This window comes from Mycobacterium pinniadriaticum, assembly GCF_026242045.1.
GTDB lineage: Bacteria > Actinomycetota > Actinomycetes > Mycobacteriales > Mycobacteriaceae > Mycobacterium > Mycobacterium pinniadriaticum.
In genome coordinates this window covers 201,272-226,940 of record NZ_JAPJDO010000001.1, presented here as the reverse complement: position 1 = coordinate 226,940, position 25,669 = coordinate 201,272, and the positions used below count along the sequence as shown (strand labels likewise).

General features: G+C 66.8%; 28 protein-coding genes. 16 read left to right on the top strand and 12 right to left on the bottom strand.

What is annotated here, in order from left to right:
• The first annotated feature begins 37 nt into the window (after positions 1-37).
• From ORI27_RS01160 to ORI27_RS01130, 7 genes are all read left to right on the top strand, one after another.
• A complete protein-coding gene (locus ORI27_RS01160) occupies positions 38-676 on the top strand; it encodes a hypothetical protein (RefSeq protein ID WP_265994629.1) in 639 nt (212 codons plus the stop codon).
• Between the two features lie 167 nt (positions 677-843).
• Positions 844-2,199, top strand: coding sequence for an aromatic ring-hydroxylating oxygenase subunit alpha (locus tag ORI27_RS01155; protein ID WP_265994631.1), 1,356 nt, complete (start codon positions 844-846; stop codon positions 2,197-2,199).
• Positions 2,196-2,723, top strand: a complete 528-nt coding sequence (locus ORI27_RS01150) for a hypothetical protein (RefSeq protein ID WP_265994851.1) — start codon at positions 2,196-2,198, stop codon at positions 2,721-2,723. Before ORI27_RS01155 ends, ORI27_RS01150 begins: the two co-directional genes overlap by 4 nt.
• On the top strand, positions 2,723-3,175 hold the full coding sequence (locus ORI27_RS01145; protein WP_265994632.1) for a hypothetical protein: 453 nt from the start codon (positions 2,723-2,725) through the stop codon (positions 3,173-3,175). The genes ORI27_RS01150 and ORI27_RS01145 overlap by 1 nt, the downstream gene beginning before the upstream one ends.
• Positions 3,176-3,189: 14 nt before the next feature.
• On the top strand, positions 3,190-3,384 hold the full coding sequence (locus tag ORI27_RS01140; RefSeq protein WP_265994633.1) for a ferredoxin: 195 nt from the start codon (positions 3,190-3,192) through the stop codon (positions 3,382-3,384).
• Between the two features lie 11 nt (positions 3,385-3,395).
• Positions 3,396-4,958 carry a GMC family oxidoreductase gene (locus ORI27_RS01135; RefSeq protein WP_265994634.1) on the top strand — a complete coding sequence of 521 codons (1,563 nt, stop codon included), beginning with the start codon at positions 3,396-3,398 and terminating at the stop codon, positions 4,956-4,958.
• A 2-nt stretch (positions 4,959-4,960) separates the two neighbouring features.
• A complete protein-coding gene (locus tag ORI27_RS01130) occupies positions 4,961-5,719 on the top strand; it encodes an amidohydrolase family protein (protein WP_265994852.1) in 759 nt (252 codons plus the stop codon).
• Here the strand turns inward: ORI27_RS01130 and ORI27_RS01125 are convergent.
• Positions 5,701-6,360, bottom strand: a complete 660-nt coding sequence (locus tag ORI27_RS01125; protein WP_265994635.1) for a TetR/AcrR family transcriptional regulator — start codon at positions 6,358-6,360, stop codon at positions 5,701-5,703. The two genes, ORI27_RS01130 and ORI27_RS01125, sit on opposite strands and share 19 nt — an antisense overlap.
• Positions 6,361-6,411: 51 nt before the next feature.
• Here ORI27_RS01125 and ORI27_RS01120 point away from each other — a divergent pair, with 51 nt between their 5' ends.
• Entirely contained in the window at positions 6,412-7,233 is an 822-nt protein-coding gene (locus ORI27_RS01120) for a mycofactocin-coupled SDR family oxidoreductase (protein WP_265994636.1), read from the top strand.
• Here the strand turns inward: ORI27_RS01120 and ORI27_RS01115 are convergent.
• Positions 7,201-8,145 carry a tellurite resistance/C4-dicarboxylate transporter family protein gene (locus ORI27_RS01115; RefSeq protein WP_265994637.1) on the bottom strand — a complete coding sequence of 315 codons (945 nt, stop codon included), beginning with the start codon at positions 8,143-8,145 and terminating at the stop codon, positions 7,201-7,203. The genes ORI27_RS01120 and ORI27_RS01115 overlap by 33 nt on opposite strands.
• Positions 8,146-8,197: 52 nt before the next feature.
• The gene (gene purB / locus ORI27_RS01110) at positions 8,198-9,610 is read right to left on the bottom strand and encodes an adenylosuccinate lyase (protein WP_407666201.1); all 1,413 of its coding nucleotides are present in this window, start codon (positions 9,608-9,610) and stop codon (positions 8,198-8,200) included.
• A 58-nt stretch (positions 9,611-9,668) separates the two neighbouring features.
• Between purB and relZ the strand changes: the two genes are divergently transcribed.
• A complete protein-coding gene (gene relZ / locus ORI27_RS01105; protein WP_265994638.1) occupies positions 9,669-11,387 on the top strand; it encodes a bifunctional ribonuclease/(p)ppGpp synthase in 1,719 nt (572 codons plus the stop codon).
• Positions 11,388-11,499: 112 nt separating this feature from the next.
• Here relZ and ORI27_RS01100 read toward each other — a convergent pair whose 3' ends face one another.
• Together ORI27_RS01100 and ORI27_RS01095 are read right to left on the bottom strand one after the other, a co-directional pair.
• Entirely contained in the window at positions 11,500-12,498 is a 999-nt protein-coding gene (locus ORI27_RS01100) for an SDR family NAD(P)-dependent oxidoreductase (RefSeq protein WP_265994639.1), read from the bottom strand.
• A 16-nt stretch (positions 12,499-12,514) separates the two neighbouring features.
• Positions 12,515-13,144 carry a TetR/AcrR family transcriptional regulator gene (locus tag ORI27_RS01095; RefSeq protein WP_265994854.1) on the bottom strand — a complete coding sequence of 210 codons (630 nt, stop codon included), beginning with the start codon at positions 13,142-13,144 and terminating at the stop codon, positions 12,515-12,517.
• A 94-nt stretch (positions 13,145-13,238) separates the two neighbouring features.
• Between ORI27_RS01095 and ORI27_RS01090 the strand changes: the two genes are divergently transcribed.
• Positions 13,239-14,150, top strand: coding sequence for an alpha/beta hydrolase (locus ORI27_RS01090; RefSeq protein WP_265994855.1), 912 nt, complete (start codon positions 13,239-13,241; stop codon positions 14,148-14,150).
• Positions 14,151-14,207: 57 nt separating this feature from the next.
• Here ORI27_RS01090 and ORI27_RS01085 read toward each other — a convergent pair whose 3' ends face one another.
• Complete coding sequence (locus ORI27_RS01085) at positions 14,208-14,996, bottom strand: maleylpyruvate isomerase N-terminal domain-containing protein (RefSeq protein ID WP_265994640.1); 789 nt, start codon at positions 14,994-14,996, stop codon at positions 14,208-14,210.
• An 86-nt stretch (positions 14,997-15,082) separates the two neighbouring features.
• Between ORI27_RS01085 and ORI27_RS01080 the strand changes: the two genes are divergently transcribed.
• Positions 15,083-16,354 (top strand): cytochrome P450, encoded by a 1,272-nt coding sequence (locus ORI27_RS01080; protein ID WP_265994641.1) that lies wholly within the window; start codon positions 15,083-15,085, stop codon positions 16,352-16,354.
• Here the strand turns inward: ORI27_RS01080 and purD are convergent.
• Complete coding sequence (purD, locus tag ORI27_RS01075; protein ID WP_265994642.1) at positions 16,341-17,612, bottom strand: phosphoribosylamine--glycine ligase; 1,272 nt, start codon at positions 17,610-17,612, stop codon at positions 16,341-16,343. The genes ORI27_RS01080 and purD overlap by 14 nt on opposite strands.
• A gap of 27 nt (positions 17,613-17,639) precedes the next feature.
• The gene (locus ORI27_RS01070) at positions 17,640-19,178 is read right to left on the bottom strand and encodes an acyl-CoA carboxylase subunit beta (RefSeq protein ID WP_265994643.1); all 1,539 of its coding nucleotides are present in this window, start codon (positions 19,176-19,178) and stop codon (positions 17,640-17,642) included.
• Between the two features lie 87 nt (positions 19,179-19,265).
• Here ORI27_RS01070 and ORI27_RS01065 point away from each other — a divergent pair, with 87 nt between their 5' ends.
• From ORI27_RS01065 to ORI27_RS01055, 3 genes are read left to right on the top strand one after another with little or no spacing between them, the layout of a single operon-like run.
• The gene (locus ORI27_RS01065; RefSeq protein ID WP_265994644.1) at positions 19,266-20,495 is read left to right on the top strand and encodes a cytochrome P450; all 1,230 of its coding nucleotides are present in this window, start codon (positions 19,266-19,268) and stop codon (positions 20,493-20,495) included.
• Between the two features lie 28 nt (positions 20,496-20,523).
• The gene (locus tag ORI27_RS01060) at positions 20,524-20,904 is read left to right on the top strand and encodes a hypothetical protein (protein ID WP_265994645.1); all 381 of its coding nucleotides are present in this window, start codon (positions 20,524-20,526) and stop codon (positions 20,902-20,904) included.
• Positions 20,905-20,907: 3 nt separating this feature from the next.
• A complete protein-coding gene (locus ORI27_RS01055; RefSeq protein WP_265994646.1) occupies positions 20,908-21,531 on the top strand; it encodes a TetR/AcrR family transcriptional regulator in 624 nt (207 codons plus the stop codon).
• On the opposite strand, the gene ORI27_RS01050 is transcribed toward ORI27_RS01055, so the two are convergent.
• Entirely contained in the window at positions 21,528-21,806 is a 279-nt protein-coding gene (locus ORI27_RS01050) for a hypothetical protein (protein WP_265994647.1), read from the bottom strand. The two genes, ORI27_RS01055 and ORI27_RS01050, sit on opposite strands and share 4 nt — an antisense overlap.
• A 211-nt stretch (positions 21,807-22,017) precedes the next feature.
• Positions 22,018-22,797: a hypothetical protein gene (locus tag ORI27_RS01045; RefSeq protein ID WP_265994648.1), complete on the bottom strand. Its 780-nt coding sequence runs from the start codon at positions 22,795-22,797 to the stop codon at positions 22,018-22,020.
• Positions 22,798-23,013: 216 nt separating this feature from the next.
• Between ORI27_RS01045 and ORI27_RS01040 the strand changes: the two genes are divergently transcribed.
• Positions 23,014-23,388: a hemophore-related protein gene (locus ORI27_RS01040; protein ID WP_265994649.1), complete on the top strand. Its 375-nt coding sequence runs from the start codon at positions 23,014-23,016 to the stop codon at positions 23,386-23,388.
• Here the strand turns inward: ORI27_RS01040 and ORI27_RS01035 are convergent.
• On the bottom strand, positions 23,382-24,590 hold the full coding sequence (locus ORI27_RS01035) for a sensor histidine kinase (protein WP_265994650.1): 1,209 nt from the start codon (positions 24,588-24,590) through the stop codon (positions 23,382-23,384). The genes ORI27_RS01040 and ORI27_RS01035 overlap by 7 nt on opposite strands.
• A 67-nt stretch (positions 24,591-24,657) precedes the next feature.
• The gene (locus tag ORI27_RS01030) at positions 24,658-25,032 is read right to left on the bottom strand and encodes a heme-binding protein (RefSeq protein WP_265994651.1); all 375 of its coding nucleotides are present in this window, start codon (positions 25,030-25,032) and stop codon (positions 24,658-24,660) included.
• 221 nt (positions 25,033-25,253) lie between these two features.
• Here ORI27_RS01030 and ORI27_RS01025 point away from each other — a divergent pair, with 221 nt between their 5' ends.
• A complete protein-coding gene (locus tag ORI27_RS01025) occupies positions 25,254-25,586 on the top strand; it encodes a hypothetical protein (protein WP_265994652.1) in 333 nt (110 codons plus the stop codon).
• The last annotated feature ends 83 nt before the right edge of the window (positions 25,587-25,669 follow it).

Sequence of the window (25,669 nt, the reverse complement as noted above, 5' to 3'; positions counted from 1 at the left end):
GGCCCCTGACCCGGCGCGACTGTGCTGGGATCGAGCCATGAGATCGCGGTTCCTGCCCTACGCCACCACGCCGGGTCGGCTGCTCGCGCAGTTGGTCAGCGACCTGCTGGTCGCGCTATGGATCACGATATGGGTGCTGGTCGGTCTGGCCGTTCACGCCGCGGTCGCGACCATCGCGGAGGTGGGCCGCCAGGTCAAAGACGGTGCCACCGGGATCTCGGACAACCTGAACTCCGCCGGTGACAGTGCGCACAAGATCCCGCTAGTCGGCGACACGGTCTCCAAACCGCTGCGCGCGGCCAGCGAGGCGGCCCTCGACCTGGCCGGCGCGGGCAACAACCTCGACACCACCGCGTCCTGGCTGGCGGTGCTGCTGGGCATCGCGGTGGCCGCGCCGCCGATCCTGGCGATCGGGATGCCCTGGCTGTTTCTTCGGATCCGCTTCTTCCGGCGCAAATGGACGGTGATCATGCTGGCCAGAACCCCGGCCGGTGAGCAACTGCTGGCACTGCGGGCACTGGCCAATCGGCCGCTGCGCCGGCTCACCGAGGTCAGCTTCGACCCGGTCGGCGCGTGGCGGCGCGAGGATCCCTATGCCATTCGGGGACTGGCCGCACTCGAACTGCGCTCGGCCGGTGTCCGTGCCCCCCGCTACTGGCGTTCTCCGGCGCGCTGACGAGCGCCGGGCGCACGCGACCGCACCACACCTTGACACGTCTGCATGTGGCCCGCATCATAAATCAATCAATCGATTAATTAGTTGGGCGCGCTGCGATGTGCCGACGATCAACGTCGCGAGAAAACCGTCGCAGAAGTGTTCCTGAGCTCAGGAGGTTTCACGTCATGACAGCAACCGCGCTGCCCGGCGAATGGGTCGACCACGCCCCGGGCCTGGACGACCTGGCCGGACAATTCACGCCTCGGGTCTCCGCGGACCGCTACCGGTCGACGGAGTACGCCCAACGCGAGCGCGAGGCGATCTGGATGAAGACGTGGCAGGTCGCCGGACGGGTCGACGATCTCCCCAAGATCGGCGATTGGATGGAGTACAAGGTCTACGACCAGTCCTTTCTTATCGTGCGCGGCAAGGACGAGAAGCTTCGCGGCTTCGTCAACGCCTGCCGGCATCGCGGCAACGCGATCTGCCAGGGCCGTACCGGCAACGCCAAGCGCGGCTTCCTGTGCCAGTACCACCTGTGGTCCTATGACCTCGACGGCCGACTCAAGGGACTGCTGCGGGAAGAAAGCTCGGGCAACCTCGACAAGAGCGACAACTCTCTGATCCAGGTGCCGGTGGACTCCTTCGGCGGTTTCATCTTCATCAACCCCGATCCCGGTGCCCAGCCGTTGGCGGAGTGGCTCGGCGAAGAGGCCATGGCGACTCTCGAGCCGTACCACCTGGAACTGATGTCGACGGTGATGAACGTCCGAGAGGCATTGGACTGCAACTGGAAAGTCGTCATGGATGCCTTCAACGAGGGCTACCACGTCAATGGCGTGCACCCGCAACTGCTGGCAGTCCTCAACATCCAGCCCGAGACCACGCGCTACAAATTCTTCGAGAACCACAGCATCGCCATGGCACCTTTCGAGGTCGTTGGGGCCACCCCGGAGAAGCAGGTCGAGGGAACCCTCGCTCTGCCCGAAACCTTCCCGGGCACGGTCGCGGTGATCCCGCGATTCCAGGAATTGGTCAAGGAGTACACCGCCGACGACGGGTCCATCGACTTCCCCGAGGGTGTCACGGCGCGCTTCCTGCTACAGAAGGCCACCCGCACGCACCTGACGGAGATGGGACTGGACGTCAGTGGACTCACCGACGCCCAGATGAGCGACAACCACGGCTGGTTCCTCTTCCCCAACTTCATGATGACCATCCGTGCCGGCGAGTGCCACGTGATCCTGTCCAGACCGCACCCCGACGGAGATCCCAACCGGTGCATCTGGCATGTGGCCAGTTATATGTATCTGCCACCCGAGATGGCCGACGCCTTCAAAGTCGACCTGACCGAGGTCGACGAGCCGGGCAGTTACAAGTATTTCGAAGCGCTGCAACAGGATTACGAGCAGATGCAGCGCCAGCAGGCCGGCCTACGCAATGCGGGCCTCGACCACTTGACGCTGGTGAAAGAGGAAGTCGTCGTCGCAAAGTTCCACGACACCATGGACCGATGGATAGCCGGAACGGCAGCCCAGTGAATCTCGAGGACCGCATAGCCCTGCACAACCGGATGGCCCACGCCTATGGTGACGCCTACCTGCGCCAAGGCGTGCAGGACGGGGAGAAGTTCGTCGAGGTCTGGAAGTTTCATCCGGACTGCATGTACGCATCGCCCTACTTCACCGGCGACGAAGCGTTCAAACTGAGCGAGTTCCCGGAGGAGTCCGCTCGCGCATCGACCATGGAAGCCAAGGTGTACTCGCTGCGGTTCCCGGACTGGAAGCCCGTCGACTTCAGGCACTGGCCCGCCGACAACGGGTTCGTGATGAAGACCCGATGGCAGGGCACCAACAAGGCCGACGGCACCGTAATGGGCTTCTACTCTTACAGTTTCGTCGACACCAATGACGACGGCGAGGTCACCCGGTGGGAAACCCACGTCAACAGCGAGTACAGCGACTTCCTCGATGTCGCGATCGGCGTGCACGGGCCGTTCCGCGGAACCCATGAATACACCGACGCTCTGGAACGCCGACTGGTCGAAGAAGGGTTGACAGTCTGATGGCGGTACCGGACATCACCCACCACACCGGCCGGGCCCGCGCGGTGTTGGAGTACACCGTGCTGATGAAGCGGCTGGTCGACGCGGCAAAGCAGCCCGGCTTCACCGCCGAGAGCTGGGCACCTCTCGCGGAGCTCATCGACACCCACAATTTCGTGCGGGTGGGAAATTTCAAAGAGGTGATGAACTGGCAGGAGTATGTCACCTTCCTGACCAACTGGGCGGCCTCGTCGGAGTGGGACTCGGAGTTCAAGCGGGTCACCGAGGCCGACCACGTGGTGTTCTTGGAGCTCGAAGAGCACAGCAGAATCGGCGATTTCAGCAACTCGGTCAACTCGGTGTCGGTCTACGAATTCGGGCCATCCGAAAAGATCACCCGCATCGACGTCTATCTGCAAATGGCACTGCCCGATCCCGATATGCTCGCCAGCTACGAAGGTGTCGAGATCTGACGAATGGGGTGACAATGAAGGCCTCGGTCGATTCGGACCGCTGCGCCGGACACGGCGACTGCGTGTCGATCTGTCCGGCGGTGTTCGGCTGGACCGCTGACGGCTTCGCCGAGGTGATACTCGACGAGATCCCGGCGCAGTACCACGATCTCGTCGGCAAAGCGGCCCAGGATTGCCCCGAACACGCGATCGAGGTCGACGGGGGCTAGCGTCCACAACCGTGGCTGACTACGACTACATCGTGATCGGTGCCGGATCCGCGGGTTGCGCACTGGCCGGCCGCCTGGCCGCGGGGCCATCCAGCGTGTTGCTGCTGGAGGCCGGCGGTTCGGATCGACGGCTGACGGTACGCGCCCCGCTGGCCTTCGCCGCACAGATGAGCGGACCGACCGATTGGGACTTCAGCTCGCAGCCCGAGCCCGGCTGCGACGGCCGAACCATTCCGCAGCCCCGGGGCAGAGTGCTGGGCGGCACGAGTTCGATGAACGCGATGGTGTGGGTACGCGGTAGTCATCTCGACTACGACGGCTGGCAGTTGCCGGGGTGGGGCTGGTCCGACGTCGAGCCGGTATTCCGTCGCATCGAGTCGCACTACCTCGGTGGACCGGCGCACGGGACCTCAGGCCCGGTCCGGGTAACCAGACTCCCCGAGCCCGACCCGACTTCCTCTCGGTGGGTGGCCGCCGCCCGCGCCGCCGGGGTCTCCGACAACGAGGATGTCGGCGGACCTGATCTCGACGGCACCTCTATCGCACCGGTGACGATCTGGAAAGGCCAGCGCTGGAACGCCGCACGGGCATATCTGCCCGCGGCGCGGCGGCGTTCGAACTTCACCGTGGTAACAGGCGCGCTCGTGCACCGAGTGGTGATCCGAGACGGGCGCGCGGTGGCCGTGGAGTATGAGCGCAAGGGGCAACGTCTTCGCGTCGGTGCCAACCGCGAAATCGTCCTGTCGGCGGGTGCATACGGGACACCACAGTTGTTGCAGCTGTCCGGCATCGGTCCGGCCGCCCACCTGCGTTCGGTCGGGATCGCACCCATCGTCGACAGCCCTGCGGTGGGAACCAACCTCACCGACCATCCCGCGACGGCAATGAGCTGGGATGTGCAGCCCGAATACGTCGGCCTGTCGGACGCTCAGAAGCCACAATGGCTGCTGCGCTGGTTATTTCGCCGAACCGGCAAGCTGACCAGCAACGCGATGGAGGCCCTTGCGCATATCCGATCACATCCAGAGCTGCCTGCACCCGATTTCCAGTTGATTCACTCCCCCAGCTACGTCAGCCTCGTCGCGACCGACCGCGAGCTGCGCCGCGCGTCGTCGGTACTGCAGTCCTACTGGACACCGAAGAGCCGCGGCACGGTGCTGGCTCGATCATCTGATCCGCATGACGCACCCGAGATCCGGCTCAACACCTTGGCCCACCCCGACGACGTGCAGGCATTCATCCGGGTGGTGCGGCGCACCCGGGAGATCGTCGCGGCCGAGCCGTTCGCCTCGGTCATCACCGCCGAACTGCACCCCGGCCCCGAGGTCGTCACCGACGCCGCGATCGAGGCATGGGTGCGAAGTTCGGTGGCGACCACCGGCCACCCCGCCTGCTCGGCGGCGATGGGCACCGATCGCGAAAGCGTCCTGGATGAGAAGCTGAGAGTCCGTGGCGTGCAGGGTCTTCGGGTGGCCGATGCGTCGGCGTTCCCGCGCATTCCCCGGGCCAACACCAACGCCCCGGCGATCATGGTCGGCGAACGCTGCGCCGACTTCGTCAGGACAGGCCAGTGAGCGTGGAACCGCGCATTTTCGATGCCCACTTCCACATCATCGATCCGCGTTTTCCGTTGGTGCCCAACAACGGCTATCTACCCGATGCCTTCACCGCCGCCGACTACCGAGAACGGGTCCAACCGCTACCCGTCACCGGCGGCGCGGTCGTCAGCGGATCGTTCCAGGCATTCGATCAAAGCTACGTGAAAGATGCTCTGGGGCAGCTGGGTCCGGGCTTCGTGGGTGTCACCCAGATCCCTGCCGACACCACCGACGCCGAAATCCTTGCCTTGGATCGGGCCGGCGTTCGTGCGGTCCGGTTCAACCTGTACCGCGGCGGTTCAGCGACGCTGGACGATATCGACACCCTTGCCCGTCGGGTCAACGACATCGCCGGCTGGCATTGCGAGTTCTATCTCGATGCGGCCGACCTGCCCGGCCTGGAGGCCACTCTGGCCGCGCTGCCGCAGGTCAGTGTCGACCATCTGGCCATGTCGGACGACATCAGCGGAGCGCTGTTGCGATTGGTGGAGTCCGGGACGGTGGTCAAGGCGACCGGGTTCGGCCGGATCAGAGTCAGCGACCCCGACGCCCTGATGCGCAGCATCGTGAAGGCAAATCCCGGGGCACTGATCTTCGGTACCGACCTACCGTCGACTCGCGCGGCGATTCCGTTCCAGGACAGCGATATCGAGCGGGTTGCCGATGCGGTCGGCGCCGAACACGTCGATGCTGTCCTGGCATCGAATGCGCGGAAGCTCTACCGGCTCACGCCATAATTGAACAGCTGTCCTCGCAGCAGCTGTTTGAGCGCGGCGACGGTGGCGTGGTACTCCGCAGCCGGCGGCGCACTGGCAGCGTACTCGTTCAAGCCCCGGAAGATCATGTATACGGCGTTGGCCGCACTCTCCGCGTCGACCCCGGGGCCCAGCTCCTTGTGGTCCACACCCTGCTCGAGGATGTCACGGATCAGATTTCGTAATGCGATGAACCGCCTGTCACTGGTCTCGGCCAGATGCAGATGCTGCGGACTTTCCGCGCGGATGGCCCGATCGAAGGCGACCGCCAGTGGGTAGTCCCGCATCACCCGCACGCTCTCGTCGAGCACCGCCATCAGCTTGTCGAGGGTGGCGACGTTCTCTTCGGCGGCCTGTTCGAGCCTGGGCACGGCGATGGTGGCGACCTCGTCGAAGGTGGCTCGCACGAGTTCGGCCTTGTTCGGGAAGTAGTGATAGAGACTGCCGCTGGTCATCTTCGCCTCGCGGGCGATCTCGCGGATCGTCGTCCTCGAATAGCCGAACTCTGCGACACAGCGCATCGTCGCCTCGAGGATGCGCCGCCTCGTCTCCTCACTGTTGGCGCCGACCGGCCGGCCGAGGAACGAGGAGTTGGCTGATGCTGCACCTTTGGGTTTCGCCATGGCTTCTGGAAGCTTCTCACAGTCGCGACCGGATCGGTTAGAGTCCGCCTCGTGGCAGATCTCATCGACACCGTCGCAGTGGTCACCGGCGCGGCCCGCGGTCAGGGCAGAAGTCACGCCGTGGCGCTGGCCGCCGACGGCGCCGACATCATCGCCATCGACCGCTGCGCCGACATCGACTCGATCCCCTATCCCCTGGCCACCAAGGAGGACCTCGACGAGACCGTCCGACTGGTCGAGGCGCAGGGTCGGCGGGTCGTTCCCGTCATCGCCGACGTCCGAGATCTCGACGCCCTGCGGGTCGGTGTGCAGGGCGGCATCGATGCACTCGGTGACATCGACATCGTCGTGGCCAACGCCGGGGTGGTGGCGATCGGCCTCAAGGATCCGCTTGACGTCAATGTGTACCGCGACATCATCGACACCAATCTCAACGGGGTGTGGCACACCATCGCCGCGACCGTGCCCTCGATCATCCGTAAGGGCCGCGGCGGCTCGATCATCTTGACCAGCTCCGCGCAGGGGCTGGTCGGCCGCGGCGGCGACGGCAGCGCGGCGATGTTCGCCTACGCCGCCGCCAAGCACGGGCTGGTCGGGCTGATGCGCTCGGCCGCCAATGCCTACGCCCAGCACAGCATTCGGGTCAACACCGTGCATCCCAGCGGTGTCGCCACACCGATGATCCTCAACGAGAACACCATTCGGATGATTCAGGAGCAGCCGAACGCAGCGGCGCTGTCCGCCAACCTGCTGCCGGTCCCGCTTGTCGAGGCCGAGGACGTCACCAACGCCGTCGTGTTTCTGGCGAGCCCGAAAGCCCGCTACATCACCGGCGCGGCGCTACCCGTCGATGCCGGTCACGCCGTGATGTGACTGGAGCTTCATGACTGCGCCGACGGCCACGGTGACCCAGGCGGCGAAGGCCACCCAGAAGAAAACCAGGGACACGGTGTGCAGCCCGCGCCAACCCGTCTCGAAACTCATCGCCTGAGTCGCCGCCGCGTACATGCCCAGCGGGAACACCATCGCCCACCAGACCCCCCGGAACCGCAGCCTACCGGGGCCGGAATTGATGCGCCGGATGCCGAAGTGGACCAGCACCGGGATCCACAGCGTCGCCAGCACCCAGGTGAGCACGGTGACCGCTTCGACCACCTCCGAGGCCCACATGCGGTGGATGTGGTCCCCGGCCAGGGTCGCGATCGCCAGAGCGCCCATCAGGATCCAGCTGTCCGGCTCGAAACCGTCCCGATCCAGTCGTTCGTGCAGGGCCCGCCACAGCATGAGCCCAGTGATCACGCCGTAGACCAGCAGTGCCAGTGCCCAGAACAGCAGCGCGCCGAACAGCCAGCGCAGGTCGGCGGACAGGATCGCCAACCCCGACGTCGCCACACTGGCGAGCTCCCACGCGCCGTGCGCACGGTCACGCAGTCCGGTCCAGCGAATCCGCCACATCCGCCTGACCACCACCGGCGCCAGCGTCAGCCAGAACTGCAGGGCCAGCCCGGCCAGCACCCACAACGCCACCCGGTACTCCGCCAGCCGCGCCCCGAGCACCGCGCACGCCGCCACATAGGTGAACAACCGCAACAGCACATCCGGATCATGGACATCCAGCGGCGACCGCCGCCACGACACCGCGCACACCACCACGAGTACCGGTAGCCCACACCCGGCAATCACGGCCAGCCCCAAGCTGATCCAGCGATGACCGTGATCGGCACCCGCGATCGAGACGATGCCCGTGGCCATCACCGCCGCGAACACGTCGGGCGGTGGCCGCATCTCAGCCAAGTTCCGCGAACAGCTGGCGAATCCGGCCGAGCGACATGGGTCTCTACAGGATCGCGCCGGGCGCGTACTTGGCTGCATCGGGGTAGGCGCTGACCAGTTCGTCGACCGCGGCGATCACCTGGTCGACCTGGCTGCCCGCCGCCCCGGTGAAGTCCTGCTTGTCGGCGAGCGCGGCATCCAATGCCGCGCGGTCCAGTGGCAGCCGTTCGTCGGCCGCCAGCCGATCCAGCAGGTCGGGCTCGGCACCTTTCTCGCGCATCGCCAGGGCCACGGCCACCGCGTGCTCCTTGATCACCTCGTGCGCGGCCTCCCGACCCATCCCGGCCCGCACAGCCGCGATCAGCACCTTGGTGGTGGCCAGGAAGGGCAGGTACCGATCGAGCTCGCGTTGGATCACCGCGGGGTAGGCACCGAACTCGTCGAGGACCGTCAGGAACGTCTCGATCTGTCCGTCGATCGCGAAGAACGCATCCGGCAGGGCCACCCGGCGTACCACCGAACAGAAGACGTCACCTTCATTCCATTGCGCGCCAGCCAATTCCGCGGCCATCGACCCGTAGCCGCGGAGCACCACCTGCAGCCCGTTGACCCGTTCGCAGCTGCGGGTGTTCATCTTGTGCGGCATCGCCGACGAACCGACCTGTCCGGGCGCGAACCCTTCGGTCACCAGCTCGTGGCCGGCCATCAGCCGCACCGTGTGTGCGAACGACGACGGGCCGGCGCCCAGCTGGATCAAAGCCGACACCACGTCGTGGTCCAGCGACCGCGGGTAAACCTGGCCCACACTGCTGAAAACCGCCTTAAAACCCAGGAATTCGGCCACCCGGTGTTCCAGCTCGGCCAGCCGGACGGCGTCACCGTCGAACAGGTCCAGCATGTCCTGGGCAGTGCCCATCGGGCCCTTGATGCCCCGCAGCGGGTAGCGTGCGATCAACTCGGCGACACGCCTCAGTGCGATCAGCGTTTCCTCGGCGGCTGAGGCGAACCTCTTCCCCAATGTGGTGGCCTGGGCGGCGACATTGTGGCTGCGGCCGGCCATCACCAGGTCCCGGTAGAGCACCGCGTTTTCGGCAAGCCGGGCCACGACGGCCACGCCGTGAGCATGCACGAGTTCCAGCGATCGGCGGATCTGCAGTTGCTCGACGTTCTCGGTGAGGTCGCGGCTGGTCATGCCCTTGTGCACGTGCTCGTGGCCGGCGAGTGCGTTGAATTCCTCGATGCGCGCCTTGACGTCGTGGCGGGTGACCCGTTCGCGCGCGGCGATCGATGCCAGGTCGACCTGCTCGAGCACCGCCTCGTAGTCCTCGATCACACCGTCGGGCACGCTGACGCCAAGTTCTTTCTGGGCGCGGAGCACCGCGAGCCAGAGCCGGCGTTCGGCGACGATCTTGGCCTCGGGCGACCAGATCGCGACCATGTCCGCGCTGGCGTATCGCGCGGCCAGGACGTCGGGGATGGGTGCGTGGATTGTCACAACCGCACAGCTTACGGCCCGAGTACGGCAAGGTAGACGAATGCACTTTGTCGGTCTGGACCTGGCCTGGGGTGAGCGCAAGCCCACCGGAGTCGCGGTGCTCGACGCGGACGGCCGGCTCATTCATATCGCCACCGCGCAAGATGATTCGAGCATCCTCGCCGAAGTGCGGCCCTATGTCGAAGGCGCCTGCCTGGTCGCCATCGACGCTCCGCTTGTGGTTACCAACCCGACCGGCCAACGAGACTGCGAAACCCAGTTGAACCGGGATTTCGCCAAGTTCGAGGCCGGCGCGCACCCGGCAAACACGGGAAAGCCCGAATTCGCCGGCACGCCGCGCGGCGCCCGTATCGCCGACGCGCTCGGGCTGGACATGGACCCGCAATCGCGGGCGTCACGTCGGGCCATCGAGGTCTACCCGCATCCGGCCACGGTGGTGCTGTTTCGGCTCGGCCGCACGCTGAAGTACAAGCACAAGCAGGGCCGCGACCTGAAACAACTGCGTATCGAACTCCTGCGGTTGATGGACGAGATCGAAAGGCTCGCACAGGCCGCGGTGCCCCTTCGGGTCGGAGATCACCCCGACTGGATCGAACTGCGCGGCGTCGTCGAGGGCGCGGTACGCAAGAGCGACCTGCGCCGCGCCGAGGATCCGGTCGACGCGGTGGTGTGCGCGTATGTCGGGCTCTATGCCACGCGGCGACCCGCCTCTGTGACGACGTACGGAGACTTCGCGGGCGGCTACATCGTTACGCCGACGCTGCCACCGGACCTGACCCCGGCGCCGCCGGAGCCGACGCCCGGCGTGGTCGGGGACGCAGTCGCCCACTACGCCGAACAGCGGCCAACTCTGATCGCCAGCACCGAGCACTACCTGGCGTTGGTGAAGCGCCTGCTGGACGATGCCGGCATCAACTACCTCAGCGTCACGGCCCGCACCAAGAGCGTCGCGTCGTTCGCGGCCAAGGCCGATCGCAGCAGCCACGGCCAGCGGCTCTACACCGACCCGTCGACACAGATCACCGACCAGGTGGGCGTGCGGGTCATCACATACCTGCGCGAGGACGTCACCGCTGTCGGCACCGTGCTATCCGAAGAACTGGACGTGCTAGCCGACCTCGACATGGGACAAGTGACGGCTCGCGAGGGCCGCTGGGGATACGCGAGTCGACATCTGCTGGTCAGGGTCGATGGTGAGACGCAGCCGGCGTCGGTACAGGTGCGCACCGTCCTCCAACACGCGTGGGCGGAGTTCGAACACGACATCCGGTACAAGGGCACGGTCCCGGAGCGCGACGCGCCGGAACTCGACCGCCGGTTCACCCTGGCAGCAGGACTGCTCGAGTTGGCCGACCGGGAATTCACCGAAATCCGAAACCGACTGCGAGAGTCGATGGCCGACGACCGCACCCCGGCCGCCACGGGTACCGGAATTGCGACGCCGGTGCTGGCCACGTACCTGGGGCATCGGTTTCCCGAAGCGGGCTGGTCCCGCACCGAGCACTATGCGTGGATCTCCGACTTGCTGGGCGAGCTGGGCATTGTGACCCTCGACGCCCTCGAGGAGCTGCTGACCAATCTCGACACCGATGCCGTCAACCAGAAGATGGACTACCGCTTCCCGGCGGGCGCGGTGCGCCGCTTGGATGACGCACTACTGGCCGCGTTCGGCGACCGGTACGTCGGCCTGGCGGGCAACGAGCATCGGGTGGCGCTGCTGCAGACCCGGCTCCGGCGGTTGGAGCCCAGTCCTGGCTGATCGCACCGGCCAGAACCGGCATCCTCACGCCCACGCCGAAATCGACGTAATGGTCTGCCGCACCGATACTTTCGCGGCGGCGGTTTGGGCGAACAGGCGCAACAGAGGGACGCTAGGCGCGCAGGCCCGGCCACGATTCCGACGTTCCGGTCAGCCGGCTGACCTGTTCCAGGAAGCGGCGGACCTTGGCCGGGTCTTCCTGGCGCTGCCAGCCGAACGTCGTCGGCCGCTGGCTGCGGTCATGCCAGAAATGCCCCGGCTTGGACTCCGGTCGGGTGGCCACCAGCCACACCGCCGTGTCCGCGCCGTCGCCCACATCGCGCAGCAGCGGTCGGGTCACGGCACGGAAGCGCGGCAGATATTCGGCCACCCCGGGGGTGTCGACCCAGCCGGGATGCATGCTCTCGACCCTGATGTCGGTGCCGGCCAGCCTGCGGGCCCACGAGTCAGCAAGCACCACTTGCATCTTCTTGGTGCGGGCGTAGGCACGCACCCCGTTGTAGCCACGCCGGCATTCCAGATCGTCAACCACCAGCGGTGAGCCGTACATGCCGCCAGAGGACACGAACACCACTGAGGCGCCGCCCGCCGCACGCAGCAGCGGCAGCAACTGCTCGGTCATCAGATGGGGGCCGAGGACGTGGGTGGCCAGTTGCACTTCATGGCCCTGCGGGGTCAGCGTGCGCTCTCTGGGCATCAACCCCGCGTTGTGCACCAGTCCGTTGACGGCGGGAACCCGGTTGGCGAAGTCGGCGCTCCACTGCCGCACGGCGTCGAGGTCGGAGACGTCGCAGACTTCGCCCACGACATGGGCGTCGGGGACCGCATCCCGGGTCAGGGCCGCAGCGCGATCCACCTTGTCAGCGTTGCGGCCCAGCAGATGAACTCCCGCACCCAGCTCAGCGAACGACCGCGCCATCGCCAAGCCGATGCCGGCGGTCGCCCCGGTGATCAGCACCCGCTTTCCCAGCAACGCCCGCGGCCCGGCATCGGCGGCCCACCAACGCCGACGCAATCCTGAACCGATCTTGGTGTAGCCGAGGATCAGCGCCCGGTCCATCACACCATCCAGCAGTTCGGTGGCCGGCCGGGCGAGCCCGGAGAAATCCATGCCTCGAACGTAACCGCTACACCCGCATGGTGCGCTCGTCGATCGGCGCCAACACGTCGATGACATCCATCAGCGTGGCGCGAGCGAGCTCACGCGGGCCGTCCCCGTCACCGACGAGCGCCGAGACCACCGCGCCATCCACGGCGTTGACAAGCGCGGTCACTAGATCGACTCGCAGGTTGCGCCCGGAGCGCACGATCGCCTCCATGACCGCATCCACCCGTTGCTGCAGCAACCTCCGCTGGATTTCCCGCAGCTCGGGCTGGCGCGCGCAGGCGATGTAGCGCTCATAGCGGGAGATCAGTTCCTCGCTGCTGGCCTCGTCTTCGGGATCACCGACCAGCAGGTCGACCAGCACGTCGGCGATCGCTTCCGCACCACGTCGACGGCGCGGCAGCGCGTCGACCCGGGCCCGCAGCTGAGCGATCTCGACCGCGCAGATGTACTCGACGGCTTTGTGCACCAGATCGTCGAGCGACGAGAAGTAGTACGTGGTCGAGGCCAACGGCAGACCCGCACGACGTGCCACCGCCCGGTGGCGCACCGCCTCGAACCCGGCTTCACGCAGCAACTCGGCGGCCGCGCTGATCAGCGCGTACCGCCGTCGTTCCCCTTTTGGGGTCATCGCTGCTGTCACGTTCAGCAATGCTGCCAGCAGCGTCGGCGGCACATCGGCCTTTCACCGAATCATTAACCTCACATCGGCCGGAGATCGTCGGCCGGTGGGGCCTGATGGCAAGATGTGGCGAATGGCGAACCTGAGCCGTCGCGCTGTTCTGCGACTCGGCGCCGGAGCCGTGGCGGGTGCCGCGGGCGCTTTCGCGGCCGGCCGCGTGCTGGATTCGAGCGCGCGCCTGGCCGGCCGGGACGTCGCGATGACCGGTGTCGGCGCCCCGCTGCTGCCACCTGCCCCACTGGAGCCGGCCCCCGCCGGCGCCCCGGCCCCCACGATGGTCACCGGCTCGTTCGTGTCGGCCGCGCGCGGCGGTGTCAACACCAACTGGGCGATCGCCCGCCCACCCGGGCAGACTGCGCCGCTGCGGCCGGTCATCGCCCTGCACGGCAAGGGCAGTGACGCCGCGACGGTGATGGCCGGTGGGGTCGAGCAGGGGCTGGCTCAGGCGGTGGCGGCCGGGCTGCCGCCGTTCGCTGTGGTCGCGGTCGACGGTGGCGGCAGCTACTGGCACAAACGCGCCTCCGGCGAGGATTCCGGGGCCATGGTCCTCGACGAACTGATCCCGATGCTCGGCGACCAGGGCCTGGACACTTCGCGGGTCGCCTTCCTCGGGTGGTCGATGGGCGGCTACGGGGCGCTGCTGCTGGGCGCCCGGCTCGGCGCGCCCCGCACCGCGGCGATCACCGCGGTCAGCCCGGCGCTGTGGCTCTCCTCCGGAGCGACGGCACCCGGCGCGTTCGACGGTCCCGACGACTTCGCCGGCAACAGCGTGTTCGGCTTGCCCGCGCTGGCGTCGATCCCCATCCGCATCGACTGCGGCAACAGCGACCCGTTCTACGCGGCGACCAAGCAATTCATCGCCCAGTTGCCCAATCCGCCCGCCGGCGGCTTCTCCCCGGGTGGGCACGACGGGAGCTACTGGAGCTCGCAGCTGCCCGGCGAGCTGACCTGGATGGCGCCCCTCTTGACCGCGTGACCGTGTGATTTCGGCGCGTTTACCGCCGCTGAGCGAACGAAAACGCGCCGAAATCACTCAAACGACGTTCACGGTGTCGAGGAACGCCGTCGCATAATCGGCGTCGCCGCTGATCCGCACATCGCGGTCACGCCACCCGGCGCGCCGGGTGCCCCACTCGGGGAACTCCAGTGCCAATCCGTCGATCTGCGCGGCCGAACCGTCCGCCGAACCCGGCGCGACCGAGCCGTCGGGGCCGACGCGCCAGCTGCCGCCGCCCGGCCCGGCCAGCGTGATCGCCAGCGGGTGGTCGAGCCATGCCGGCGTCGCCGCGCGCATCTGGTTCGACAGCACCGCCATCATCCATTCCAGGACGACGGTCATCCGGTTGGCATCGGTGACCGGTGCGGGTCGCCCCAGCGCCGGCGCCATGTCGTGGCGTAGGTGGGTGTGATGGTCGAAGACCATGGCGCTGGGCAGCAATCGGACCGGAAATCTGCCGAGCTCGGCCAGCGGCATCTGGACCCGGGCCAACGGGCTGGCGGCCAGGAGCGGGAACACCACGGCGGCGACACCGCTCCAGCGGCGGTACTCGGCTAAGACGTCCGCCGCGGACCAGTTCCGGCGGGTGTCCACCATCAAGTCGTTGGCGACCTCGATGTCGTTGCCCCGCATGAATTTCGCGGCTAAGGGGCTGAAGGGCGCGCGGCAGCCGGCGCCCAGGTGGGCGACCACGTCCTGGATCCGCCAGCCCGCCGCACGGCTGTCCATCCGCCATTCGGCAGGGTCGAGCCCGGCGCAGAACGCCAGCATGTCGGCACGCTCGGCCTTGAACGCCGCGCGACGGTCTGATGTCACCCCGGACATGATTGTCTCCAGTTCTGGAATTGTCTACAGTCGCTATTACTGTCATCCATTCGATAAGCCTTTCCGGCAGCGCCACCGAGGAGACCATGACCGTCGACAGCCTGCCGCTATCCCCGCGGCCGTACCACCCGCTGGACATCTCGGCACCCGACTTCTGGACCGCCGACTTCGACGCCCGCGACCGCACGTTCGCACAACTGCGCGCCGCCGATGGCCTGTCCTGGCATCCGCCGGTGTCCTCGGTCTTCCCGCACACCGAAACGGGATACTGGGCGATCACCCGCCACGCCGACATCAAGTACGTCAGCCAGCACACCGACATCTTCAGTTCGGCACTGGGTATGAGCGTCGATCCCCTCCCCGCCGAAGTCCAACAGGCCACCAGTTTCTTCCTGGCGATGGATCCGCCGGAGCACACGTTGTACCGGCGGCTGATCAGTGCGGCGTTCACCCCCAAGCAGGTTCGCCGCATCGAGGCCCAGATTCAGGCCAATGCCGCCGACATCGTCGACCGGTTGATCGAAAAGCTGCGCGACGGCGAAGAAATCGACTTCGTCACCGAGTGCTCGGCCAAGCTCCCGATGCGAACCGTGTCGGACATGATCGGCATCGCCCCCGCCGACCAGGAGGCCGTGGCGTATGCCGCCGAAAGCTTGTTCAGCGGAACCGACGAGGACTACGCCAGCTTCGAAGAACGCGCGACACACGCCCTGACCCAGATCGGCATTCTCACCAGTTCCGGCATCGAACTCGCCCAGTTGCGCCGCCGCGAACCGCACGACGACCTGATGACCAACATCGTCAACGCAGAGGTCGACGGGCACCGCCTCACCGACGTCCAGATCGGATCGTTCATGGTGCTACTGGCCTCCGCGGGCAATGACACCACCAAGCAGACCACCTCGCACGCGTTCAAGGCGCTCGCCAACCATCCCGATCAAAGGTCCTGGCTGCTAAAGGATTTCGACGCACGGATACCAGCGGCCACCGAGGAGTTCATCCGCTGGGCCACCCCGGTGCTCAACTTCGCCCGGCACACGAAAGTCGACACCGAACTGGCCGGGACGACGATCAAGGCCGGCGAGAAGGTGGCACTGTTCTACTGTTCGGCCAACCGCGACGAAGCGGTGTTCGACCGCCCCGGCGAATTCGATATCACCCGCTCCCCTTGCCCGCACTTCGGGTTCGGTGGAGGCGGGCCGCACTTCTGCCTCGGCGCCAACCTGGCCAGGACCGAGCTGCGCCAACTGTTCCACCAGCTGCTCACCCGGCTACCGGAGATCGAGGTCGGCGAGCCGGAGTATTTGCACAGCAACGTTATTCACGGCGTGAAGCATTTGCCCGTCAAGCTAGCGTGATCCGCCCCTCTGCTGCGGCGAGTCCGATGTCGCTGCGGAAATGGCTGCCGGGCAGGCGGATCGAAGCCAGGATTCGGTAGGCGGCGTCGCGCGCTGCCCCCAGGTCATCTCCGGCGCCCACGACCGAGAGCACCCGTCCGCCCGAGGAGACGACGGTACCGTCGTCGCGTCGCGCGGTACCGGCATGCAGGACGCCCTCGGCCTCCGAGCCGGTGATCACGTCGCCGACCCGCGGGCGGCCGGGATAGTTCTCGGCCGCCACCACGACGGTGACGGCGTATCCGTCGCGCCAGGCCAGGGGACCGAAGTCGGCCAGCGTTCCGGCAGCTGTGGCGTACAGCAGTTGCCCCAGCGGGGATTCCAGCAGCGCCAGCACGGCCTGGGTCTCGGGATCGCCGAATCGGCAGTTGAATTCGACCACAGCCGGACCACTAGCGGTGATCGCCAGCCCCGCATACAGCAGACCGGAGAACGGACAGCCGCGGCGAACCAGTTCGGCGGCAACGGGTTCGACAACACTACTGATGATCTCGGCGGTCACCTCGGCGGGCAGCCACGGCAGCGGCGAATAGGCACCCATGCCGCCGGTATTGGGCCCGGCGTCGTCGTCGCCGACCCGCTTGAAGTCTTGGGCGGGCAGCAGAGGCACCACGGTCGCACCGTCGACCAGACAGAACAGCGACACCTCGGGTCCGTCGAGAAAGGATTCGAGCAGCACGGGATGTCCGGAATCGAGCAGCGATGCGGCGTGCGCGCGGGCTACGTCGCGGTCGGCGGTGACCACCACCCCTTTACCGGCCGCCAGCCCGTCGTCCTTGACCACCCAAGCGGGTTGGCCCGCGGCGGGCCCGAAGCGATCCAACGCGGCATCGAGGTGGGCGGGGTTGTCGACGGTCTCGCTGCCCGCGGTTCGCACACCGGCCGCGGCCATCACGTCCTTGGCGAACGCCTTGGAGCCTTCGATCCGGGCGGCGTCCTTCGACGGCCCGAAGCACGCGATTCCGGCGGCCCGAACGGCGTCGGCCACCCCGAGGACCAGCGGCACCTCAGGGCCGATGACCACCAGGTCGGCATTGAGCTTTCTGGCCAGATCGGTGACGGCTTCGGCGGACGTGACGTCCACATCGTGCTGCTCGGCGACCGTCGCGGTGCCCGCGTTGCCGGGCGCGACGGCCAGGAAATCAACCTGGGGGTCTTTACGCAGGCCCAGGAGAAGGGCGTGTTCGCGGGCACCGGATCCGATCACGAGGACGCGCACAGGTTCACACCCTATCGCCCACCCCGGCTACCAGGTGTCGACGAACCGCCTTAGCGGCGGGAGGTCACCGCGCGCCGCCGCGGCGGTCAGCGTCGCGGCGATCAGACCACGGGTTTCCGCCGGATCGATAACGTCGTCGATCTCGAACATCATCGCCGCATTGAGCGCTTGGGCGTTCGCCTCCATCGCAGCGGTAGCCTCGCGCACGCGCTGTTCCCGCTCGGTGTCGTCGTCGATGGCTTCCAGCTCCTTGCGCATACCGAGCCGCACCGCACCCTCGAGCCCCATCGGGCCGAGGTGCGCACCCGACCACGCCACGGTGAGCAGCGGTTCGTGCAGGCTGCCGCCGGTCATCGCCTGCGCACCCAGCCCATAGCCGCGGCGCAGGATCACCGCCACCAGCGGGACCCGGATCGCTGCGCCGGCGACCAGCATCCGGGATGCGCGCCGAACCAGTGCCTGCGCCTCGGCTGCCGGGCCGACCATGTAGCCGGGGCAGTCGATGAGTGAGACGACGGGCAGCCCGAAGGTGTCGCACAGCTGCAGGAAGCGCGCCGCCTTGTCCGCGGCGGCGGCGGTGATCGCGCCGGCCATGACCATCGTGTTGTTGGCGATGACGCCGACCGGGCGGCCTTCGATGCGGGCCAGCGCGGTGACCATCTCGGGGGCGAATTTCTCCCGCAGGAAGGTCACCGAGTCATCGTCGGCGAGGGTCTCGATGATCGGCTTGATCGGGTAGGCGCGGCGGACGCGCTCGGGAATGACTGTGCGCAAGGAGGCTTGGTCGGCTGAAGAGCCGGGCGCCGTGGTGCCCTGGAAGTAGCCGATGAGACGCTTGGTGACGGCGACGGCCTGGGCTTCGTCGGCGACGACGATGTCGACGACACCGTTGGGTGATTGCATCGAGATCGGGCCGACGGCGTCGGGCTCGACGTCGCCGAGCCCGCCGCCGGCGATCATCGCCGGACCACCCATGCCGATCGAACTGTCCGCGGTGGCCACGATGAGATCCGAGCAGCCGGCGATCACCGCATTGCCGGCGAAACAACGCCCCTTGACGATGGCGATGCGCGGCACCATCCCCGACAGCGCCGCCCACAGCTTGAAGGCCCGAACTTCCAGCGACGACACCGTGGGAAAGTCGGTGTCCCCGGGCCGCCCGCCGCCGCCCTCGGCGAAGAACACGGTGGGCAGCCGCATTCGTTCGATGAGCTCGAAAAGGCGGTCTTTCTTGCGGTGCCCGAACACCCCCTGGGTGCCGGCGAGCACCGTGTAGTCGTAGGACAGCACGGCGCACGGGTGACCGTTGATAGCGGCCGTCCCGGCGATCAGCCCGTCGGCCGGCGTCCGCGCGATCAGGTCGTCGAGGTCGCGGCGGCGGCGCTGGGCGGCGACCGTGAACCGCCCGTATTCCACGAAGGTATCCGCGTCGACCAGGTCGGCGATGTTCTCCCGGGCCGTTCGGCCACCTGCGGCGTGCCGGCGTTCCACCGCGTCCTGTCGCGAAGCGTCTTCGGTCAGCGCGCGCCGGCGCTGCAGTTCGGTCAGATCGGGGCGATCGCTCATCAGCCGAAAGTAGCGGGCATACACTCGGCATCAAGGTGTATGGTCTATGCCAAGGTGCCCTACATCACAACGACAGCGAGGGAGACCATGACCACCGCGAGCGTGTGCCCGTTCGGAGCGGGCTTCGATTTCACCGACCCCGACCTGCTCAAGGAAGGCATGCCGGTCGCCCAGTTCGCCCAGTTGCGCAAGACCGCGCCGGTGTGGTGGAACGAGGCCCCTTCCGTCTTCGACGACGGCGGCTACTGGGTGATCACCAAACACCGCGATATCCGGGACATCTCCCGAGACGGCGACGTGTGGTCGACGAACCGGCAGGGCGTGGTCATGCGCTTCGCCGACGACATGACCAAAGACCAGGTGGAGATCACCAAGGCACTGCTGATCAACCACGACGCGCCCGAGCACACCCGGCTGCGCAAGGTGGTCTCCCGGCTGTTCACCCCGCGCGCGGTCGCCAAGCTGGAGGAGAAGCTGGCCGGCGCCGCCCGCGACATCGTCGCGGCGGCGGCGACGAAGGACACCGGCGAATTCGTCGACGACATCGCGATGCAGCTGCCGCTGCTGGCGATCGCCGACCTGCTCGGCGTCCCGGAAGCCGATCGCCAGAAGCTGTTCGGATGGACGAACAGCATCATGAACACCGACGACCCGGACTTCAACGACGTCGACCCGACCGTCGCCAACGCCGAGCTCATGGCTTACGCCTACGGGATGGCCGAGGAGCGCAGGAAGTGCCCGGCCGACGACATCGTCACCCGCCTGGTGCAGGCCGATATCGACGGGGAGTCACTCGACGAGGTCGAGTTCGCGTTCTTCGTCATCCTGCTGGCGGTGGCCGGAAACGAGACCACCCGAAACGCGATGACCCACGGCATGAACGCGTTCTTCGACAACCCCGACCAGTGGGAACTCTTCAAGCGCGAGCGCCCAGAGACCACCGCCGACGAGATCGTCCGCTGGGCCACCCCGGTGCACTGCTTCCAGCGCACCGCCACGCGCGACGTGGAACTCGGCGGCGTCACGATCCGCGAAGGCCAGCGGGCCGGCCTGTTCTACAGCTCGGCCAACTACGACGAGGACGTCTTCGACAACCCGTTCCAGTTCAACATCCTGCGTGATCCGAACCCACATCTCGGCTTCGGTGGCAACGGCGCCCACTTCTGCATCGGCGCCAACCTGGCGCGCATGGAGATCAAGCTGATCTTCAACGAGATCGCGAATCAGATTCCGGACATCAGCAAGCTCGGCGAACCGCAGCGCCTCCGTTCGGGCTGGATCAACGGGGTGAAGGAACTGCCCGTCTCCTATCACTAGGCCACCGACCCCGCTAGCATCCCGGGTCATGGCTTACCCGGGCTACCAGCCCCATCCCGGTCATCCCCCGCCGGCGAAACCGCCGCGGTCGGCGGCCGACTTGGCGATTTCGATCACTGTCATGGTGCTGACGGTCGTTTTCGGTGCCGCCGGCGCGGTTCTCGGGCTGTTCGCATTGGCCTTCCTCGATTACTGCCCGCCGGCGACGTGCAGCGTGGACGGGGCGGTGACCGCGGTGATGACGGCCGTGGGGATCGCCGCACTGGTGGGCCTGGTCGGCATGATCGTCACCATCGTCGCGTTGGCTCGCCGCAAGCGGGCCTGGCCGTTCGCGGTCGGCACGCTGGCGCTGTGCGTTGTCGTCTTCTTCTTCGGCGGGATGGCCTACTCCGCAGCAGTGGGCGGCTAGATCGTGCGCACTCATGGTTGGTCGGGATCCGCGCCTGCCAGTGACGAGGAAGCGGTGGCCCGGATCCTGGCAGCGGCCAACAAGGCCATCGACGCCCGCGGCGCCGACCTGAGCATCGCCGACGTCGCCCGCACCCTGGGCGTGACCCGCCAAACCGTCTATCGCTACTTCCCCAGCACCGACGCGCTGCTACAGGCCGCCGCCATGGCCGCCGCGACGGGGTTCCTCGACCGGATGGCCGCTCACCTGGCGGGTATCACCGATCCGGCCGAGGCGGTGACCGAAGGTATTGCCGCAGCCGTGGAATGGCTGCCGAACGACAAGCACATGGGCCTGTTGCTCGGGCCGGAACGCCTCGGCGCGTTCAGCGCCGAGGTCACCTCGGATGTGGCGTTGGCGTTCGCCGGTTCGATGCTGCGCCGCTTCGACGTGGACTGGGCCGCGTCCGGATTCGGCGATGACGAGCTGGACGAACTCGCCGAGCACCTACTGCGGATCATTCAGTCGTTCATGCTCGACCCGGGCCGGCCACCGCGACGGGGCGACGAACTTCGCCGTTATCTGCGCCGCTGGGTGGGAGCCGCGTTGTCGTTCGCCGCGAATCGCTCAACGAGCACAAGCGGTTAGCGAACCGGACCGCCGGCTTGTGCCTGAGCATTCATCGGCACGGAAGTCGCCGCGTGACCGATGAGGTCGGCGGGAAGGTGCGCCGGCCACATCATGGCGGCGAAGATGGCACACGCCGATACCACCGGTGGGCACAGCACCGTCACCGTGGTGTCGACAACCGCCACCCACTTGGATGCCTGGCGAACAACCTTGGCCTGCTTGGATTCCGGTTCCGTCCACAAGCTGAGCATGGTCGGCGCGGTCCACGAGTCGTACATGGTCATCGAAGTCATCGCCATTCCTGCCCGTCCGATCGAGGCCCTGGTCCTCGATTTCACTTTGGTAACACTGGTTCACAAAAATCACATTTGTGACACGGCAACATCACCGTTTGAGATCTGGGCGTTTCCTTACCGTTGTCTTACTGACTTCTTTGTTATGCGGCCGCTACTGGAGTCACCCCGCTGCGCCTCTCTACGGGGGATGACTCCAGCAGCGGTCGGCTCACTCCCCGGTGCGGCCCTCGTGCGCAGTCTTGTGCGCGTCCTTGGCCGCCAGGTGGCGGGTCGTCTTGATCTCCTGGTGCGAGGCCGCCATCTGCGCGTGGTTGTCGGCGATTTCGGTATGCGCGCTACGGCGCCCGGCGTGAATCTCTTGCGCGGCCTCCTGCTTGCTGATCTCGCCGGCCCGCACGCTCTGTCGAATTGCCACGGCGTCGCTGGTGGTGGCGTGCCGGATCGACTTGTTCTCCTGGGCGGAGGCGGCGATCGCCGAGCGTGTCATCGCGTTGTCCATCCTGGCCGTGTCGATGATGGTCTTCACCGCTTCGACCGTGCTTCCGTCGTAGTAGTCGGCGATGATGGTGCGGATGTCCCCCGCAGCGCCCTGCCGGGTTTCCCGGATGTCGGTGTGAGAGCCGCTGTTAGCCTCCCGCTGATCCTGACTCGCGGTGCGAGCATCATCGAGGATCACCGCAATCTGCCCGTCCCCAAAACTTCCCGTCAGGACACTGGCCCCGATGGCGAGGGCGGCTTGGTGACGCCCGGCACGAATCGTCTGCCGGCCAGTGACGACGTCAGTGCGGTCGGCGTGGACATCGGTGTGCGCCGCGGCCAGGACGTCGTGGATCGCCGACGATACCTCGCTCGACAGAGCTGCGAGCCGTCCGTCGAGACTCGTGTGCAGGGGCCCCGCCGCGAGCGCGGAGACCGACATGGCAGCCACGACGCCGATCGCGGCGACCGCCGCGCTGGATGACCGTTGGGCCTGGTTCACGAGGTTCATTGCTGTTGCCTTTCTTGTAGGACTGCTTCTGCGGATCACTGGGTTTCACAACGGAATTCGATCTCCGCACGCGACGCGTCGCGCCACGAGACGAGTTGACCAGTTGTGATGTTGGTTCAGCGTTTGCCGGCAAACTCCTAACGACAGCCCAACAGCATCGCTGCTCAACTGGAGTCGAGTCATCGCGAGTGCGGTGGCAGCGAAGGAGAAACGATCATGTCTGTTCGACGCACCACGGTGGCGGCAGGTATCGCCGGCCTGGGCTTCTTGTTGATGGCGACCGGTGTCGCCTCAGCGCAGCCCGATCTCAGCCCATTGGTCAACACCACATGCAGCTATCAGCAAGTGGTGTCGGCATTGGGTGCACAGGCACCCGACCTGGCTGCCGAACTGTCGAAATACCCACCGGCGCAAGCCAAGCTGCAGAGATTTCTGGCCGCCCCGGTCAACACCAGACAGCAGATGATCTCCCAGGCGCTGGCCGCCAATCCCCAATGGCAGAACACGATCGACGAGAAGGCCGGCACACCCCAAGGACAACAGGGGCAGTCGACTCTTCTCGCGGTGGCCGGTACGTGTAACAGCTACTGACTTCGAGGGAACACGACCTCGACAGTCATTCCGCCGCGCGGACCCGGCGTCGCGTGGACCTGCCCGTCGTGTGCCTCCGCCACCGCCCGCACGATCGACAGCCCGAGCCCGGCCCCACCGAACACGGTTGTCTCGGAACGTTGATCGTCGTTGGCCAGCCGGCGAAACGGCTCGAACATGAGCTCGACATCTCCGGGCGAGATGTGCGGTCCCGAGTTTTCCACCCGCACCCGAGCGGCGCGGACGTCGGCCGTCACTGCGATATGCACCCACCCGCCGGCCGGCAGGTTATAGCGAAGTGCATTGTCGACGAGGTTATCGATCAGGCGTTGCAGCAAGGCCGGATCCCCCTCCACACGTGCGGAATTGATTGTCGAAGAGATCTGGACACGCGCCTCGGTCGCCTGCTGACGCGCATTCGAAACCGCCCGATTGGCCGCCTCGCCCAAGTCCACCTGCACCAGGCGGTCGATGCGCTGGTCACTACTGGCCAGGACAAGCAGACCGTCGATGAGCCGCTCATGTCGCTTGTTCACACCCAATAGCGTCTCGGCGAGTCGGCGCGTCTGCTCCCCTATCTCGGGATCCTCGAGGGCCACTTCGATGACCGTGCGGTTGATGGCCAGCGGGGTGCGCAGCTCGTGAGAAGCGTTGGCCACGAATCGGTATCGACCGTCGAACGCCCGGTCGAGACGTTCCAGCATCGCATCGAAGGTGTCGGCCAGCTCTTTGATCTCATCGGACGGGCCGGTCAGGGAAATGCGCTCATGGAGATTGCGGTCGACCACCCGCCGCGCAGTCGCGGTGATCTCCTGCAGCGGCTGCAAGAACCGCCCGGCTAAGGCCCAGCCGAATGCGAACGCCACCAGGCCGACAACGGCCAGACACGCCAGCGACCAGACCAGCACCGATCGCAGGGTGTCACGACGCTGTTGTTCTGCCTGCTGACTCAGCCCGGTCACCAGGTCCTCGAGAATCGGATGCGCCTGCATCCCCCGCTGTCCCAGGAAGGTCTGAGCGGTCTCCAGCGCGTTGGCTCCTGGACTGTTGTCCAGGGACTGGCGTACGTAGAAGTACATCACCGCCACCAGCAGCGCGCCCGCGATGAAGAAAGCCCCGCCGTAGAGCACGGTCAGCCTGGTCCTGATCGTCCTGCCCCGGAGCGGCCAGCCCAGCAACCGGGCTATATCGAATGACTGCACCCGATCATCGTCGCCGATCTGGTGTTTGCCCGCCGTGAGGGGACCAGGTGCCGATCATCGCCTCCCGTCAGCCGCCGAGCGGTCCCGGGGGCAATGCGACCCCGCAACGCTGGGCGAAGTCGTTCAGCGGAGCACGCAGATGTTGCAGGTCAGCACGCACCGACGGGTTTGCGTCCAGGTACCGCTGGGCATCGGCACGCATCTGCGGCCGCGATTCGCCCTTGAGTTTGGTGAACGCATCGTTGACGTCGGGGTGAGCGTCGAGATAGTCCGCCGTGCTCGCGGCCACCCCCGAGATCGTGCGGGCCAATCCGCTGGCGGTGCAGTCGTCGGCCGCCGCGGCGGGCGTCGCCGGCAACAGCACGAGTGCGGTCGCGGCGACGGTGATGCCGGCGAAGGCACGGCGCCGTATCGACGTCGCAAAGGGGGGGAGGGTGGGCATTGGGTCGTCCGTCCTTTCGGTGATGTCACGGGCGCCGGCGGATGCCGGAGGTGTGGATCATGGTGCCGCGACATCTGTTTGGTCAGCGTGAGGATGTTCCTCACCGTGACCGAACATCCCACGGACCAGACTGATTCGGCGTTGGCGATCTCGATGACGAGATCCGGTGCCAACGGCTGCACGAATCACTGCAGCGAATCGAAGTGGAAGGACAACCCACAATGAACTACCGAACAATCGCCGTGCATGCGGCCGCCTGGTTTGCGGGCGCCGCGGCAGTCGTCACCGTCCCGTTTGCCGCACTGTCCGCGGTGGCCAACGCCGACCCGGGGCTGGGCTGGGGCGCACCGGGACCGGGTATCCTGCCGGGACTCGGATTCGGCGGGGTCGGGGGTCCCGCATCCGGGCTCGGCGTGCTGCCGGGAGCAGGACTGGGCGCACCGGGGCCGGGGCTGGTACCGGGCCCCGGGCTCGGCGGTCTCGGCGGACCACTCTCCGGGCTTGGTGTGCTGCCCGGCGCGGGTATCGGGCTTCCTGGGCCCGGTGTGATCTGACCTTTGGCGGGCGTGCGGCGAGTCCGGCCGGACCGCCGCACGCCCGCCACCAGCGGCACAAGATTTCCTCACAGTCACCTAAC

What these genes read in the sequence shown, in the direction of transcription:
- ORI27_RS01065 (WP_265994644.1), top strand. Translation starts at nt 19,266, where the DNA reads ATGACCACCGCGAGCGTGTGCCCGTTCGGAGCGGGCTTCGATTTCACC.
- ORI27_RS01115 (WP_265994637.1), bottom strand. Translation starts at nt 8,145, where the DNA reads ATGCGGCCACCGCCCGACGTGTTCGCGGCGGTGATGGCCACGGGCATC.
- ORI27_RS01030 (WP_265994651.1), bottom strand. Translation starts at nt 25,032, where the DNA reads ATGCCCACCCTCCCCCCCTTTGCGACGTCGATACGGCGCCGTGCCTTC.
- relZ (WP_265994638.1), top strand. Translation starts at nt 9,669, where the DNA reads ATGCACTTTGTCGGTCTGGACCTGGCCTGGGGTGAGCGCAAGCCCACC.
- ORI27_RS01080 (WP_265994641.1), top strand. Translation starts at nt 15,083, where the DNA reads ATGACCGTCGACAGCCTGCCGCTATCCCCGCGGCCGTACCACCCGCTG.
- ORI27_RS01100 (WP_265994639.1), bottom strand. Translation starts at nt 12,498, where the DNA reads ATGGATTTCTCCGGGCTCGCCCGGCCGGCCACCGAACTGCTGGATGGT.
- ORI27_RS01050 (WP_265994647.1), bottom strand. Translation starts at nt 21,806, where the DNA reads ATGACTTCGATGACCATGTACGACTCGTGGACCGCGCCGACCATGCTC.
- ORI27_RS01085 (WP_265994640.1), bottom strand. Translation starts at nt 14,996, where the DNA reads ATGTCCGGGGTGACATCAGACCGTCGCGCGGCGTTCAAGGCCGAGCGT.
- ORI27_RS01140 (WP_265994633.1), top strand. Translation starts at nt 3,190, where the DNA reads ATGAAGGCCTCGGTCGATTCGGACCGCTGCGCCGGACACGGCGACTGC.
- ORI27_RS01090 (WP_265994855.1), top strand. Translation starts at nt 13,239, where the DNA reads ATGTGGCGAATGGCGAACCTGAGCCGTCGCGCTGTTCTGCGACTCGGC.
- ORI27_RS01045 (WP_265994648.1), bottom strand. Translation starts at nt 22,797, where the DNA reads ATGAACCTCGTGAACCAGGCCCAACGGTCATCCAGCGCGGCGGTCGCC.
- ORI27_RS01160 (WP_265994629.1), top strand. Translation starts at nt 38, where the DNA reads ATGAGATCGCGGTTCCTGCCCTACGCCACCACGCCGGGTCGGCTGCTC.
- ORI27_RS01155 (WP_265994631.1), top strand. Translation starts at nt 844, where the DNA reads ATGACAGCAACCGCGCTGCCCGGCGAATGGGTCGACCACGCCCCGGGC.
- ORI27_RS01070 (WP_265994643.1), bottom strand. Translation starts at nt 19,178, where the DNA reads ATGAGCGATCGCCCCGATCTGACCGAACTGCAGCGCCGGCGCGCGCTG.
- ORI27_RS01025 (WP_265994652.1), top strand. Translation starts at nt 25,254, where the DNA reads ATGAACTACCGAACAATCGCCGTGCATGCGGCCGCCTGGTTTGCGGGC.
- ORI27_RS01145 (WP_265994632.1), top strand. Translation starts at nt 2,723, where the DNA reads ATGGCGGTACCGGACATCACCCACCACACCGGCCGGGCCCGCGCGGTG.
- ORI27_RS01040 (WP_265994649.1), top strand. Translation starts at nt 23,014, where the DNA reads ATGTCTGTTCGACGCACCACGGTGGCGGCAGGTATCGCCGGCCTGGGC.
- ORI27_RS01060 (WP_265994645.1), top strand. Translation starts at nt 20,524, where the DNA reads ATGGCTTACCCGGGCTACCAGCCCCATCCCGGTCATCCCCCGCCGGCG.
- ORI27_RS01125 (WP_265994635.1), bottom strand. Translation starts at nt 6,360, where the DNA reads ATGGCGAAACCCAAAGGTGCAGCATCAGCCAACTCCTCGTTCCTCGGC.